Origin of the sequence: Enterobacter sp. 296B2 (assembly GCF_034106185.1) — a bacterium.
GTDB lineage: Bacteria > Pseudomonadota > Gammaproteobacteria > Enterobacterales > Enterobacteriaceae > Enterobacter > Enterobacter cloacae_N.
In genome coordinates this window covers 61,091-74,607 of sequence record NZ_JAWNCA010000015.1, presented here as the reverse complement: position 1 = coordinate 74,607, position 13,517 = coordinate 61,091, and the positions used below count along the sequence as shown (strand labels likewise).

Annotated in this window: 14 protein-coding genes; 1 reads left to right on the top strand and 13 read right to left on the bottom strand. The window is 53.9% G+C overall.

What is annotated here, in order from left to right; all coding sequences use genetic code 11:
• Positions 1–5: 5 nt before the first annotated feature.
• The 13 genes from pgmB to pspA all read right to left on the bottom strand — a co-directional run bounded on the left by pgmB (position 6) and on the right by pspA (position 12,355).
• Positions 6–671 (bottom strand): beta-phosphoglucomutase, encoded by a 666-nt coding sequence (gene pgmB / locus URZ40_RS13050; RefSeq protein WP_320720649.1) that lies wholly within the window; start codon positions 669–671, stop codon positions 6–8.
• A complete protein-coding gene (locus URZ40_RS13045) occupies positions 661–2,940 on the bottom strand; it encodes a glycoside hydrolase family 65 protein (RefSeq protein ID WP_316379275.1) in 2,280 nt (759 codons plus the stop codon). Before URZ40_RS13045 ends, pgmB begins: the two co-directional genes overlap by 11 nt.
• Entirely contained in the window at positions 2,934–3,992 is a 1,059-nt protein-coding gene (locus URZ40_RS13040) for a Gfo/Idh/MocA family oxidoreductase (protein WP_316379276.1), read from the bottom strand. Before URZ40_RS13040 ends, URZ40_RS13045 begins: the two co-directional genes overlap by 7 nt.
• A gap of 11 nt (positions 3,993–4,003) precedes the next feature.
• On the bottom strand, positions 4,004–4,792 hold the full coding sequence (locus URZ40_RS13035; protein WP_166711400.1) for a sugar phosphate isomerase/epimerase: 789 nt from the start codon (positions 4,790–4,792) through the stop codon (positions 4,004–4,006).
• Positions 4,793–4,809: 17 nt separating this feature from the next.
• Positions 4,810–5,862: a zinc-binding alcohol dehydrogenase gene (locus URZ40_RS13030; protein WP_116339535.1), complete on the bottom strand. Its 1,053-nt coding sequence runs from the start codon at positions 5,860–5,862 to the stop codon at positions 4,810–4,812.
• 30 nt (positions 5,863–5,892) lie between these two features.
• Positions 5,893–6,735 carry a carbohydrate ABC transporter permease gene (locus URZ40_RS13025; RefSeq protein ID WP_320720648.1) on the bottom strand — a complete coding sequence of 281 codons (843 nt, stop codon included), beginning with the start codon at positions 6,733–6,735 and terminating at the stop codon, positions 5,893–5,895.
• The gene (locus URZ40_RS13020; protein WP_028013373.1) at positions 6,722–7,603 is read right to left on the bottom strand and encodes a carbohydrate ABC transporter permease; all 882 of its coding nucleotides are present in this window, start codon (positions 7,601–7,603) and stop codon (positions 6,722–6,724) included. Before URZ40_RS13020 ends, URZ40_RS13025 begins: the two co-directional genes overlap by 14 nt.
• Positions 7,604–7,625: 22 nt before the next feature.
• On the bottom strand, positions 7,626–8,918 hold the full coding sequence (locus tag URZ40_RS13015; RefSeq protein WP_320720647.1) for an ABC transporter substrate-binding protein: 1,293 nt from the start codon (positions 8,916–8,918) through the stop codon (positions 7,626–7,628).
• A 13-nt stretch (positions 8,919–8,931) separates the two neighbouring features.
• On the bottom strand, positions 8,932–10,629 hold the full coding sequence (locus URZ40_RS13010; RefSeq protein ID WP_320720646.1) for a sugar phosphorylase: 1,698 nt from the start codon (positions 10,627–10,629) through the stop codon (positions 8,932–8,934).
• A 183-nt stretch (positions 10,630–10,812) separates the two neighbouring features.
• A complete protein-coding gene (gene pspD / locus URZ40_RS13005; protein WP_320720645.1) occupies positions 10,813–11,037 on the bottom strand; it encodes a phage shock protein PspD in 225 nt (74 codons plus the stop codon).
• Positions 11,038–11,049: 12 nt separating this feature from the next.
• Positions 11,050–11,409: an envelope stress response membrane protein PspC gene (gene pspC, locus URZ40_RS13000; protein ID WP_116339527.1), complete on the bottom strand. Its 360-nt coding sequence runs from the start codon at positions 11,407–11,409 to the stop codon at positions 11,050–11,052.
• On the bottom strand, positions 11,409–11,633 hold the full coding sequence (gene pspB / locus URZ40_RS12995; protein ID WP_116339525.1) for an envelope stress response membrane protein PspB: 225 nt from the start codon (positions 11,631–11,633) through the stop codon (positions 11,409–11,411). The genes pspC and pspB overlap by 1 nt, the downstream gene beginning before the upstream one ends.
• A gap of 53 nt (positions 11,634–11,686) precedes the next feature.
• The gene (gene pspA / locus URZ40_RS12990) at positions 11,687–12,355 is read right to left on the bottom strand and encodes a phage shock protein PspA (protein ID WP_116339523.1); all 669 of its coding nucleotides are present in this window, start codon (positions 12,353–12,355) and stop codon (positions 11,687–11,689) included.
• A 151-nt stretch (positions 12,356–12,506) separates the two neighbouring features.
• Between pspA and pspF the strand changes: the two genes are divergently transcribed.
• Positions 12,507–13,499 (top strand): phage shock protein operon transcriptional activator, encoded by a 993-nt coding sequence (gene pspF / locus URZ40_RS12985; protein ID WP_163330862.1) that lies wholly within the window; start codon positions 12,507–12,509, stop codon positions 13,497–13,499.
• Positions 13,500–13,517 lie beyond the last annotated feature (18 nt).

Here is a 13,517-nt window from a genome sequence, read left to right as displayed (position 1 = left end):
CCTTATCAATACGCCCGGGACGCCCAGAAATCTGTCAGGCATTTCCAGGTCAGTTCCCGCGTTGAATGAAGTTGTAATCCCGCATGGTTAAGGCCAGGCCCAATCCCGACCGACAGCATTCCTGCGGCGTTGATTGCTTCAATACCCGCAGCGGCATCTTCAATGCCGATGGCCTCTTCAGGGCGCACATTCAGCCCCGCACAGGCTGCAAGAAAGATCTCCGGGTCCGGCTTTGAGCGGCGAATGCGGGAAGCATCAGCGCAAAAATCGAAGGCCCCATCGATGCCCAGCGCGTGCAAAATCCCTGGGGCATTGAGCGATACGGATGCCAGCCCAATTTTGACCTTCGCGGCACGGATCTCCGCCAGCACGTCGCGGATCCCCGGCAGCAGAGAATCCTGCGTTAGTGATGCCAGCGACTGGACGTAAAGCGCGTTTTTTTTCGTCGCAAGCGCCAGGCACTGCTCCTCGCTAAACATCCCCGTTTTATCGCCATGCTTGAGAATGCGCTGGAGGGAATCCATGCGGCTTATCCCCTTCAGCTGTTCGTTAAAGACTTCATCAAAGGTGATGCCAATGTCTTCCGCCACGGCGCGCCACGCCAGAAAGTGGAGATGTGCGGTATCGGTGATCACACCGTCCAGATCGAATACGACAGCCTTAAGCGTCATGGTGCCCCTCCGTGGTAGCGGTCCCAACAGCGGATGCAGAAAAGTCCTTACAGACGCAAACTTTTCGCTCCGATACGTGCAGCGTTTTGCCCCACAGCGTCAGCGTGGCAGGTGCCGTGGTTTCAATGGTTAACACCTCGTTTTCATAGGTGAAGTGCATGGTTGCGTTCCGCCACCGCAGAGGGAAGGCAAGTTTCTGCCAGTGAGCAGGCAGTTTCGGCGCGAGATGCAGTTCCCCTTCAATGATTTGCAGGCCAGCAAACCCCTGAATTGCGCCAGACCAGATCGCACCGGTGGCCGCGGCATGAATGCCCTCATCGCTGCTGTGCGGATCGTCGCCCAAATCAATGGCGATGCCGTCGCGCCAGAAGGCATAGGCCCCCTGAGTGTCACCGCAGCGCGCGAGGACAATCCCGTGAATGGCCTTGCTCAGGGATGAGTCATGGATCGTGCGTGGCTCATAAAACGCCAGATTGGTGGCGCATTGCTGTGGCGTAAACCGCTCCGGCAACAGGTAGTTAAGCATCACCACATCGGCCTGCTTAAGGATCTGCATCTCGTTCACTTCCGCGCGGGAATAATCGAGCAGAATCGTCTGTTTACCCGCTTTGGCTTTGTAGCGGCTCAGATCGATGGCAGGTTTAGACATGAAGGTATCATCCTGCGGGATCACACCGTCTGCATCGGCCTCTGGCAGCCATAAGCGCGCCAGGAACTGCGTGGCATTCTCCGTGAAACGCACATCCTCACGCTCAAACATCGCCATAAACTGGCGCGCGCAGGCCACGTTGTGCCAGGCCAGATAGTTGGTGTAGGCGTTGTTGTTCACGTGCTCGGTGTATTCGTCCGGTCCGATCACGTCATGGATTTCCAGACGACCATTGATTTCAGTGGCGCGTCCCATCCAGAACAAGGCCGTTTCCATCAGCAGCGTCAGGCCTTCGTTACGCATAAAGGCATCATCGTGCGTCGCCTGCCAGTAAGCGACTACTGCCCAGGCGATATCTGCCACGATGTGATGTTCAGCGAGTGCGGAAGCCACCTTCTGGCGTACCCCGGTGCGGATGTTAATCGCCGCGAACTCTGGCGTCTCTTCCTCTCCGCTTGCGGCGCTTTCCCATGGGAACAGCGCGCCAGGCCAGCCGTTACGACGGGCTTTTTCCCGGGCGCCTGAGAGATTAAGCCAACGATAGCGCAGGAGGCTACGGGCAATCTGCGGGCGGGTAAACAGATGGAAAGGCAGCAGGAAAATTTCGGTATCCCAGAAAACGTGGCCTTTATAACCCTCTCCCGTCAGCCCTTTTGCAGCAATACTGCTTCGCTCGTCATGGGCAGGCGTCATCGTGGTCAGATGCCAGACAGCATAATCCAGCGCCATCTGATCCTGATGTTCAGCAGAAGCCACCTCCACCCGAGCGTCACGCCAGACGTCTTTCCAGGCATACGCTGAGCTTTCAAGCAACGCGTCGTAACCTCTTGCCGCAGAGACTTTGAGATCGGCCAGTGCGTTGCGCGCGAAAGACTCCTGCGACAGCGCTTTATCACTGCGATGCGTCAGCCAGACGATTTTCTCAAGCGTGACAGTGTCACCCTGAGCAATCGTCAGCGAATGGTGAACGCTGAGACGTCGATTTTTGGCGGTGAAGCAGCTGTCGCTCTTCGCTGAGAGCTGACAAAACGCCGAAACAACAACCTCTGACGCCCGATCCTGCGTTTCATACACGCCCTGCATGTAGTGCTGGTCAAAAACCCTGACCGAGACTTCATCCAGATGCTGTCTGCCGCTGTTCGTTTGCGTTGCGTCGATGCCGGTTTTCAGCACCGCCTGCGTGGCGTCATCAAGAGGCGTGATCGAGAGCTGCATAGCCACTAAAGGCAACTGGTCCAGCGACACAAAACGACGGCTCTCCAGCCTATAGCGCTTCCCGTTGGGTGAACGCCAGACCACGTTACGATGCAGCTCGCCGTTCGCAAAGGTCAGCTCGCGCTGCCACTCAAAGATTTCCCCTGAAAGGAGGGTGAAATTGATGCCATCCAGCTCAACATCAATCCCGGTGATATCCGGCAGATTGACCAGCTCAGTGGTCTCATTGCGCCCCGCACGGTGATACAGCCCCGCGAGATACATGCCTCTGGTCTGCTGGGTGTAATCTTCTTCGTGCACAGCGCGAATGCCCATGTAGCCATTGCCGGTGGCCATGACAGAGGCATATTTATTCAGGCTGTGAGGACAAAAGCCCGGATCGGTTAATACAGACACGTTCAGCATAATGTCACGCTTTCCCCTGTTTCTGCTGATTCATACAGCGCGGCGACAAGCTGCTGAATAACCAGTCCCTGTTCTGCATCGGCAATCATGACGGGCTCTCCCTGCACATGGCGCACAAAGGCATCCATGCTGCGCAGATGGCGCTGATCGTCCGCCTCTTCGCGCTGGGTAACGGTTTCTAAAACACCGGCTTCGTCGTTGTAGATGTGCGCCGGGAACAGCGTTGCACCCGCCTTTTCTCCGCAGAAAGAGACGTTCATGATGGACTGATCGCGAATGTTAAGCGCAAAGGAAGTGTCCAGACGCAGAATGCCGCCGTTGCAGAATTCAATCGTGCCAAACAGGGCATCTTCCACGGTAAATTGCGCAGGATCCCACTCGCCAAACTGACCGGCGCTTTTACGGTTTCCCAGCCTCTGGAAGCTGTGCGCGGTCACCCGTTTTACCGCCGGGAAACCCAGAACATACATTGCGGCGTCAAGCATATGAATGCCGATATCAATCAGCGGTCCGCCACCCTGTAACGATTTGTTGGTAAAAACGCCCCATCCCGGTACGCCGCAGCGGCGCAGTGCCTGCGCCGAGGTGAAGTAAACTTCACCGAGCGTCCCGTTCATTACCGCATCACGCAGCAGTTGGGTATCCAGGGCAAAGCGATGGTGAAAATCGTACGCCAGGACTTTTCCTGCCTTGCGCGCCGCGATGCGCATCTGGTCGGCCTGTTCCGGCGTCATCGCCGGGGGCTTTTCACACATAACGTGGCAACCCGCTGCAAGGGCCGCCATCACGTGTTCAAAATGGAACCGGTTGGGCGAACAGACGCTCACCACATCCGGTTTTACTGCCTGCAACATCTCGTGAGCGTCCTGCCATGCCGATGGAATAGCATAACGTTCCGCGAACGCCTGTGCCTGCTCAAGGCGGCTGTCCATGACAGCCACCATTTGAACATCACTGCGCGTGGCGTAATACGAGGCATGCACTTTGTCCGCGACCTGCCCGGCGCCAATAATGGCGACGCGCAGAGGCGAAGGTGTAGAAGCACTCATCACGCTCGTCATCCTTAGCATTCACGCAAATAAGTGAGAGAGTCCTGATAAGCCTTAGCCGGATCCTCGGCGCGAACACGGCATTCATATACCACGTATCCCTGATAGTTATCGGCACGCAGCTGGTCGAACAGGCTGGCAAAATCAAGGCTGCCGCTGCCCGGCTGATAGCGATGATTATCTGCAATGTGCACATGACCCAGCAGATCGCGGTTCTGATGCAGCGCGTCCGTCAGCGAGTCTTCTTCAATATTCATATGATAGAAGTCGCCGATGATCTGCACGTGCTTCAGGCCGTTCTCTTCGATGTAACGACGCGCGTCTGCCAGGGTGTTGATCATATGATCCTGATAGCGGTTCAGCGGTTCCAGATAGACTGTAGTACCGGTGCGCGCCGCCACCTCATCCAGCCAGCGCAGCGAGGCGCTAACCGCTTTGCGGTCACCGTCGAGGCTGCGTGGGGAGGTCATTGGCGGCAGACGGAAGGTAAACATCCCCCAGGCAGCAGGCACGATAATGCCCTTTCCGCCGACTTCCGCCAGCGCTTCCAGAATGCGTTCGATCTGCTGTAACCCGTTCAGACGGCGTTCTTCGATGAAATCACCGATCCAGCCATCGTATCCGCCACATGCTGTCGTCACCGGCAGGCCAGTGGCTTTGATAGCGGCTTTCACTTCGTCGAGGTTTTCAACCAGCAGGCGGCCGTCAATTTCGTAGCCATCAAAACCCATTGCTTTGATGTACTCGAATTTTTCCATAATGCTGGACGGGAAAAAGGCCTGGTTTTGTGTTGCGATCTTCATGATTTGCTGTCCTTAGCTTAAAAAGTGACGCCCATTTTGATACTGAGTTCCGGGTGCTGATCGACATACTTCATATAGCTTTCCGGGCTGGTGGCGAAGGTCACGACCGGGTCGATCAGATCTTCACAATTCAGATAACCGTTCATCAGCAATTCCCAGCAGGTCTCTTCGATACGCTTGCGGCTCCAGCGCGGATAGTCCGGGTTGGGTTCACTGCAGGCGCGGGAGAAGACAATCTTCGCGTTGTTGAAATGCGCTTCGCGGCCGAGGTTGAAACCCGCGGCAAACGGCTTGGCGAACGCCACGTAGGAGATGGTTCCGCCATAGGCGAGTCCGCGCAGCGCAGACTGCAGTGCATCCGCAAACCCGCTGGTTTCGATGATCACGTCTGCGCCCTGCTTGCCGGTCAGCTTTTTGATTTCCAGACCCACATCGGTACCGATTGGATTCAGGCAGTGGTCCGCACCGTGACGACGAGCGATCTCACAGCGGTGTTCAATCGGATCAACGCCGATAACCACTGACGCACCGGCTTTTTTCGCCAGCTGAATTGCAATCTGCCCGATGGCTCCCAGACCGACCACGACAACAAAGTCGCCCACGCGGACGTTGGCATCACGCACGCCGCTCATGGCGAACTGCGCCGGATCGTAGCAAACGGCATTCTTCCAGGACGCGCCCTGCGGCATTTTACGCAGCTTATAGTTGTTCACCGCGTTAACGATGACCGTTTCCTGCAGCGGGCCGTAGCAGCAGACGCTGTCGCCGACCTGGTATTCCGTCACGTCTGCACCGCATTCAATAATGTCGCCAACGATCATGTTACCCAGCTGGAACTTACCGAATTCGATACCGCGCGCAGCGCCCTCTTCACGCGGCGTGAACATCTGCCACTCTGCGTTGAACTCTTCATCAATAAACGGGCTTGCCGCGCGGAAATCCACGACTTCCGTTCCGTGCTTCGGGGCGCCAAAGCGGGCGCGAATTTTCACTTCATGTGCTTCCACAGCACGGTCTTCATATTCCACCAGCGCCGCCACGCGTGGCGCTGTCGCAACTAACTTCTTCATAACTTGCTCCTGATAAAAAAATTGGCCGCCTTAGCCCTTGACGCCACCGGCGGTCAAACCACTTTTAATAAAACGTTCAGAGAGTGCGTACATGATGACCACCGGAAGCGCCGTCACCAGCGATGCCGCCATCATGCGACCCCAGATATAATCTGGCGTACTAAAGAGCGTGTTCAGCCCGACCGGCAGGGTAAAGTTGCTGGCACTGGACAGGAAAATGGAGGCAAACAGGTAGTCGTTCCATGCCACCATGAAGCAGTAAACAAACACCGACACGAGACCGGAAATGGCCAGCGGCACGGTAATGCGGAAGATGATTTGCAGTCGGTTCAGACCATCCATCATCGCGGCCTCTTCTATTTCGTCCGGAATGGTGTCGAAATAGCTGCGCAGCATGAATACCGCCGTAGGCAATGTCTGGGTCACCATGGTGATGATCAGCGCCAGTTCAGTGTCATAAATGCCGAGCGCGGTAATGATTTTGAACAGCGGCACCACCAGCAATATCCCGGAGAACATATAGACGGTGTAGAAGCTCGCATTGATCGTCGTGCGTCCTTTAAAACGCAGCTTGGACAAGGCGTAAGCGCCCAGCGTGCCGAGAAACACCGCAATTATCGACGACGTCAGCGACACCACCATGCTGTTACGGAAATAATCCACAAACGGGAAGATCAGCGGGTTAAAGATGTCGACATAATGCTGAAGCGTCCACGCCTGCGGCAGAATAGTCGGATTCAGCGATATGGCCTCTTTCGCGCTCTTGAATGACGTCATCAGCATCACGAAGAACGGGAACAGCGTGATAATCAGAAATACCGCCAGCCCCAGATAGAAACCAATACGGCCCAGTATGCGTTTATTTGTTGCCATTGAGGTTTACCCTTTTTCTGGTCAGCAGAATGACGGCGAAGATGATCACAAACAGCACAACGGAAATGGCGGCTGCTTTACCCAGATCGTTGAATGCAAAGGCGGTTTTATAGAGATACACGCCCAGAATATCGACCTTCGTGGTCAGCAGATAAACATCCGCAAACATGTAGAACATCCAGATAGTTCGCAGCGTGACCACCGTTGCCAGCACAGGCATGATGGCAGGCAACGTGACGATACGGAAACGCTGCCAGGCGTTTGCCCCATCCATCTCTGCCGCTTCGTACAACGATTTATCAATGGTCTGCAAAATTGCCAGGAATGAGATAAAGGCATACGGGAAGTAACGCCAGATGGCGAACAGCACCACCAGCACAAAGCTGCTGCCAGGGTTGTCGAACCAGAGCGGTGCCTGGTCATACAGATGCAGCAGATCGACGCCCAAATAGTTCACGATTCCGTAGCCGTTGTTGAACATGTATTTCCAGGCAAACACCAGGGAAATAGACGGCGTCACGTAGGATAAAATCACCAGCGAACGCGCCGTCTTACGCAGACGAAACTCACGGTTAAAGAAGATGGCGACGGCAAGCCCCAGCCCGGTGCTGCCGAGCACGACCAGCGCCGTATACCAGAACGTCATCCACAGTGAATGCCAGAACGCAGCATCCCCCAAAATGCGGATGTAGTTATCCAGGCCGACGAACACCGCATCAATACGCGGGTTAAGCGGCAGACGTAAAAAACTGATTTCAATATTGGAAATCATTGGCCAGGCCACCAGGCCCCCCAGCAAAATCAGGCTGGGGGCCAACAGCAGCATGGCGAAAGGCATATCTGAACGACCAGAAAACAACGTCTTCATAATTTCCTTCCGCAGAGCGCTCCTATCGTTGTGAAATCAGGTCAGTCAGTCGCTTTTGGCTCTTGCTAAGCGTTGCGCTGAGATCTTGTTTACCCACAGTGACGTTATGCACCATGGAGCTGATAATGCCGGAGCCTGTCACATCGCCCATGCGCGTGAAGTTTTTGTCGCCGACAGCGCCAAATACCTGCACGTTCGGGAACTGGGCGATCAGCTCATAAGGCAGTTGCCCAAACGCTTTAATCACGTCGTTGTTTTTCCAGGTGTCCGTGCCTACCACCAGCGTGTTCACCGGCAGCGCCGCGCCCGGCGACATCATGACCCAGTCGGTTGCGTTTTGAGCCTGCTCCATCCACGTCACAAACTTTTCAGCCGCTTGCGTTTCTTCTTCGGTTTGGCCGGTGGTGATCGTCAGCGACGTGACCATGCCGTAAACGGCAGAGGACTTTTCTGTAGGCACGACGAAGCCAAGGTTGGCAGGGTTACCATCCTGGAATACTGCCGGCAGGATGTAGGTGGAATAGACGGCCATCGGTGCAGAACCGTTCATGAAGGCATCTTTGATCTCCATAACGTCATTCGAGCCCGGCATGGTGGTCGCGGCCAGCGCTTTATAGAACGCCAATGCTTTCGCCATTTCAGGGGTATCAATTTCAACGTTTCCGTTGGCATCAAAAACGTTCGCGCCGCCGGACAGCGCAAACTGAGAGAACGCCTGCTCGGTCATGACGCTTTCCGCGGTGGGCAGTGCAATGCCGTAATGTTTCCTGGCCGGGTCGTTAAGTTTCTGGCTGGCGTTCAGCAGCTGTTCCCAGTTATGCGGCTCCTGGATACCCGCGGCAGCAAGCACATCTTTGTGATACCAGACGCCGGACAGCCAGGCGCTCATCGGCACGCCCGTCCAGGCTGTACCGTCTTCGGTACGTACAACGCGCAGGATCCCGTCATAGAAGGTCGTTTCGCCTACCGCTTTAATGACGTCGCCGACAGCCTTGCGATCCAGCAGCTGTTCCTTATCCATAACTTTCGCGTAATCATGGCTGACTTCAATCACTTCAGGCAGCGCGCCCGTTCTGGCGAGCGTAATCACCTTGGTGTTGTAGGCGTCTTCTTCCACCGGTACCTGCTTCACCGTAATGCCAGGGTTTTCTTTCTCGAATTTTTCGATCAGTTTCGTAATAACCGCCTGACGCTCCTGCTCTACTGACGAGTGCATGAACTCAATGGTCACAGCAGACGCTTTATCATCCTTACAGCCTGATAACAGGGCGCACGAAACCAGCGCTGATAACAGCACAATTTTGGGCATTTTCATTTTAGGGTCCTTTTTAGTTTTCTTTAATCCACATAACCTGCCATGGATTGAGGGTCAGTTCTTTACCGCTAACAGCTTGTCCTGATAGTAATTCCATACCAGTAAGCGAGTCCCCATAAACGGTATGAACGTTATTACTAAAATTAAACAGCGCTGTAATTCTCTCACCATTTTCAGCCACGCGAACAATTTTAAGAATTTGTTCATTCAGTGATTCAAAAATTGCCTGTGCATCAGGGTGAAACGCACTTTCCCCACGTCGGATCGCAATATATTCGCTTAAACGGGAATAAATCTTATGACGAATGCTATTTTTATTATTAAGTTCAAAATCAACCTGACCCGCGGTATATTTCTTGCGGTTTATCGCGCGGTTATAGCCGAGGCGCTCGACCCCTTCATAATCGTTACGGGAGCCAAGAATGCTTTGAATATACACGGCAGGTACGCCTGGGAAACTTAACAGCACCGCATGCGCCAGAATAAAGCGCGCAATGCGTTCATCATCGGAACTGTTTTGCGCACTTAACGCGTCAAGATAGGTCACATTGATTTCGTAAGGACTGCGCGTTCCGTCAGGATTATTTTTCCAGTTGACCAGTGCCCCTTCCTGCTGAAGTTTCTCAACCAGTGCGAGGATTTCTGATTCCGGCAAAATGCCACGCAGCGGGTTCAGACCGATACCGTCATGAGACGCCAGGAAGTTGAACCAGGTTGTTTTTGTTGAAGGCAGAGCCAGCAATCCCGCCCACTGACAGAGGGCTTTAACATCCTGACGGTGCACTGCATGCAGCACCAGCGGTGGCAAGGAGAACTGATAGACCATCTGGGCTTCATTTTCACCGTCGCCGAAGTAAGAGATATTGTCCTTATGAGGAACGTTAGTCTCAGTAATGATCACCGTTCCTGGCGCCACGGCCTCGGTAATGGCACGGAAAAGCTGGATAAGACAGTGGGTCTGTTCCAGGTGGATGCAGCTTGTTCCAGGGATTTTCCACATAAACCCGACAGCATCCAGACGGATATAACGCGCCCCTTCCGCCAGGTAATGGAGCAGCACGTCAACCATCGCAATCAGCACCTGAGGCGAGGCGAAGTTGAGATCGATCTGGTCATCACTGAAGGTGGTCCAAAGATGACGCACGCTGCCATCATGCAGCGTAAATGGCGTCAGCAACGGTAATGCGCGAGGACGCGTTACTGCAGATAAATCGGTTTCAGGATCGACAGCAATAAAGAAATCTTCGTAGCCAGGTTTCTGCGCAAGATAATTAGCAAACCATTCACTTTTTGCTGACATATGGTTGCACACGAAATCAAACATTAAGCTGGCGGACTGTTTTAAATCAGCAACGTCTTGCCAGGTTCCGGTTTCAGGCGCAACGTTGTGGTAATCAATAACGGAAAACCCGTCATCAGAGGACCACGGATAAAAAGGTAAAAGGTGGACATGGGAAAACGTGCGAGCAAGCCACTCATTATAAAAGCGGGTAAATACCGGCAACGCTTTCTCCCCTTTCGCGGAGAACTGATCGGCGTAGGTAATCAGAACAACGTCTTTTTCATCCCAGCCTGATTTACGCTTTTCTGTAATATCAACAGCAGCTTGTTCAAGCTTTGTTAATAACATTTTAAAATGTGCTTCAGAAAATGATTCACCGTAAATATGATTGATAAGATTTTTAATTTTTGCGTTCACATTATTTTCCATGGTAGCGGTCCCACGAAGGGCAATCTACTCCCCTGAAAAATATCTGTCAACGAACCGGGAGGCTGAAAAACGCAATTACAAAGCAGCTCTGTGCAGTAATGTGAGCTGCCGCAAAGAAAGTGAGGGAAAAGGATGAAATGTCGTTGCCCTTCCAGAGAAAGAAAGGGCTAACGCGAGCGTGAATTATCGGGATAGGTAGCGGCGTGACAGGCGCTTTGCCGCTTTTTGCAACAGGGGTTCAAGGGCTAAGGCCAGCAACATTCTGACCGGCTTGCGGGCAACAGATTTGATCGCCCAGCCCGCCACACCTGCCGGGCCGTAACGCAACGCCGTCATCAGAACCAGTTTACCTGCGATTTTCAGGCCGGGTTTTACCTTCTGACCGGCCTGTTGCCAGTTTTTCTTCATGTATGTTCTCTCTTAAAGCTGACGAAAACGACTTCTCAGCGTAAAGGTATCGGATGTGACATAACGCTCCATCTCACGCAACCGCTTCTCACCGGCTGCCAATTGATCGTCAACCGCATTGAGAAGATCGTTACTGGTAGGCGCGCCTTCGGCAGCCAGCTCTCCTTCCGGCATCGGGTCAAGTACAAACGACAGCACGATGTATGCCACGAAAGTGATAAACGCCAGGCCAAAAAATATCGACAGCACCGTGACCACGCGAACCAGTTTGACCGGAACGTCAAGATAATGGGCCAGCCCGGCGCAAACGCCGCGCACCATGCCCTGCTGTGGAATTCGCCACAATTTTTTATTCAGATTTAGTCCTGACATTAACGGTCCCTCCAGTTAGGATGTTCTGCATCCAGGATAGCTTCCAGCGCCTGAATGCGATCGCGCATCTTATTCGCCTGCTCGGTAAGCTGCGCCAGACGTTGTTGTTCACTCTGGGATAAATCGTCCCGCGATGACCGGTTGCTGTAGTGCAGCCATAACCAAATCGGCAAAACAAACAGCACGAAAATCGTCAGGGGAATGGCCAGGAAAAGCGCGCTCATGTGTACTCCTTGTCGTAGGATGCTTAGCGGCACGCTCAGGTGCCGCAACATTATTATTGGTTATCTTGCTTCATTTTGGCTTTCAATGCCGCCAGCTGCTCGCTGATTTCATCGTCTGCTTTCAGGTCGGCAAACTGTTGATCCAGCGACTTTTGCTTACCCATGCTGTGGCTCTCTGCTTCCGCTTCCATCTGGTCGATACGACGCTCAAATGACTCAAAACGCGCCATAGCCTCATCCAGCTTGCCGCTGTCCAGCTGACGACGCACGTCGCGAGAAGAGCTTGCCGCCTGATGACGCAGGGTCAGCGCCTGCTGACGCGCCCGGGTTTCGCTCAGTTTATTTTCGAGCTCACCAATCTCTTTCTTCATGCGGGTGAGCGTGTCGTCCACAAGCGTTACTTCATGCTCAAGCGTAGCGATCATCTCCGCCAGCTTCTGCTTTTCAATTAACGCCGCGCGTGCCAGATCTTCTTTATCTTTGCGCAGGGCGAGTTCCGCTTTTTCCTGCCATTCATTAAGCTGAGCGGTGGCCTGCTCAATACGGCGAGTTAACTGTTTTTTCTCAGCCAGCGCACGGGCGGAGGTAGAACGCACTTCAACCAGCGTGTCTTCCATCTCCTGAATCATCAGGCGCACCAGCTTCTGCGGATCTTCCGCTTTCTCCAGCAGCGAGTTGATGTTGGCGTTCACGATGTCGGCAAAACGAGAAAAAATACCCATAATCAAATCCTCATAGTTCTGTTATCGGGCTATGCCCTGCTGTACTGATAATACAATTCCCGTGCCAATTTTTTATCTTATTGATTTATCAGAGAGTGATTGATTTTTATTCATTGCAGAACTATGCTGACCTGGTGAATATCGCTAAGGAGTGGTTAATTTCATCATGGCTCAATATAAAGATAACTTACTCGGCGAAGCCAACAGTTTTCTTGAGGTGCTGGAACAGGTTTCTCGCCTTGCGCCGCTCAACAAACCGGTACTGATTATCGGCGAGCGCGGCACGGGTAAGGAACTGATTGCCAACCGTCTGCACTACTTATCCGGACGCTGGGACGGCCCCTTCATTTCTCTTAACTGTGCGGCGCTGAATGAAAACCTGCTCGACACCGAGCTGTTCGGCCACGAGGCGGGGGCATTTACCGGCGCTCAGAAGCGTCATCCGGGGCGTTTTGAGCGCGCCGACGGCGGCACCCTGTTCCTTGATGAACTCGCCACCGCGCCGATGCTGGTGCAGGAAAAACTGCTGCGCGTCATTGAGTATGGCGAACTGGAGCGCGTCGGCGGCAGCCAGCCGCTGCAGGTTAACGTGCGCCTGGTCTGCGCCACCAACGCCAATTTGCCGGAGATGGTTGCGGAGGAGAAATTCCGTGCCGATCTGCTTGACCGTCTGGCCTTTGACGTCGTTCAGCTTCCGCCCCTGCGCGATCGGAGAAGCGACATCATGCTGCTGGCTGAACAATTTGCGATCCAGATGTGCCGCGAGCTCGGCCTCCCCCTGTTCCCCGGCTTCAGCGATTATGCGCGGGAGACGCTACTGGCCTACCGCTGGCCGGGAAATATCCGCGAGCTGAAGAACGTTGTGGAGCGTTCTGTATACCGCCACGGCAGCAGCGAGACGGAGCTGGACAATATCATTATCGATCCTTTTCAGCGCAATGCGCCATCGCTACCCATGCCATCGTCTTCAGGCGACGCCCCAACTCTCCCGCTGGATTTACGCCAGTTCCAGCACGACCAGGAGCAACAGCTACTGGAGCAAAGCCTGAAGGCGGCGAAATATAACCAGAAACGGGCGGCTGAACTTCTGGGCCTGACCTACCATCAGTTACGGGCATTGCTCAAAAAGCATCAAATGCGCTGACAATATCGGCACTTGCCC

What these genes read in the sequence shown, in the direction of transcription:
- pgmB (WP_320720649.1), bottom strand. Translation starts at nt 671, where the DNA reads ATGACGCTTAAGGCTGTCGTATTCGATCTGGACGGTGTGATCACCGAT.
- URZ40_RS13045 (WP_316379275.1), bottom strand. Translation starts at nt 2,940, where the DNA reads ATGCTGAACGTGTCTGTATTAACCGATCCGGGCTTTTGTCCTCACAGC.
- URZ40_RS13035 (WP_166711400.1), bottom strand. Translation starts at nt 4,792, where the DNA reads ATGAAGATCGCAACACAAAACCAGGCCTTTTTCCCGTCCAGCATTATG.
- URZ40_RS13030 (WP_116339535.1), bottom strand. Translation starts at nt 5,862, where the DNA reads ATGAAGAAGTTAGTTGCGACAGCGCCACGCGTGGCGGCGCTGGTGGAA.
- URZ40_RS13025 (WP_320720648.1), bottom strand. Translation starts at nt 6,735, where the DNA reads ATGGCAACAAATAAACGCATACTGGGCCGTATTGGTTTCTATCTGGGG.
- URZ40_RS13020 (WP_028013373.1), bottom strand. Translation starts at nt 7,603, where the DNA reads ATGAAGACGTTGTTTTCTGGTCGTTCAGATATGCCTTTCGCCATGCTG.
- URZ40_RS13015 (WP_320720647.1), bottom strand. Translation starts at nt 8,918, where the DNA reads ATGAAAATGCCCAAAATTGTGCTGTTATCAGCGCTGGTTTCGTGCGCC.
- URZ40_RS13010 (WP_320720646.1), bottom strand. Translation starts at nt 10,629, where the DNA reads ATGGAAAATAATGTGAACGCAAAAATTAAAAATCTTATCAATCATATT.
- pspD (WP_320720645.1), bottom strand. Translation starts at nt 11,037, where the DNA reads ATGAAGAAAAACTGGCAACAGGCCGGTCAGAAGGTAAAACCCGGCCTG.
- pspC (WP_116339527.1), bottom strand. Translation starts at nt 11,409, where the DNA reads ATGTCAGGACTAAATCTGAATAAAAAATTGTGGCGAATTCCACAGCAG.
- pspB (WP_116339525.1), bottom strand. Translation starts at nt 11,633, where the DNA reads ATGAGCGCGCTTTTCCTGGCCATTCCCCTGACGATTTTCGTGCTGTTT.
- pspA (WP_116339523.1), bottom strand. Translation starts at nt 12,355, where the DNA reads ATGGGTATTTTTTCTCGTTTTGCCGACATCGTGAACGCCAACATCAAC.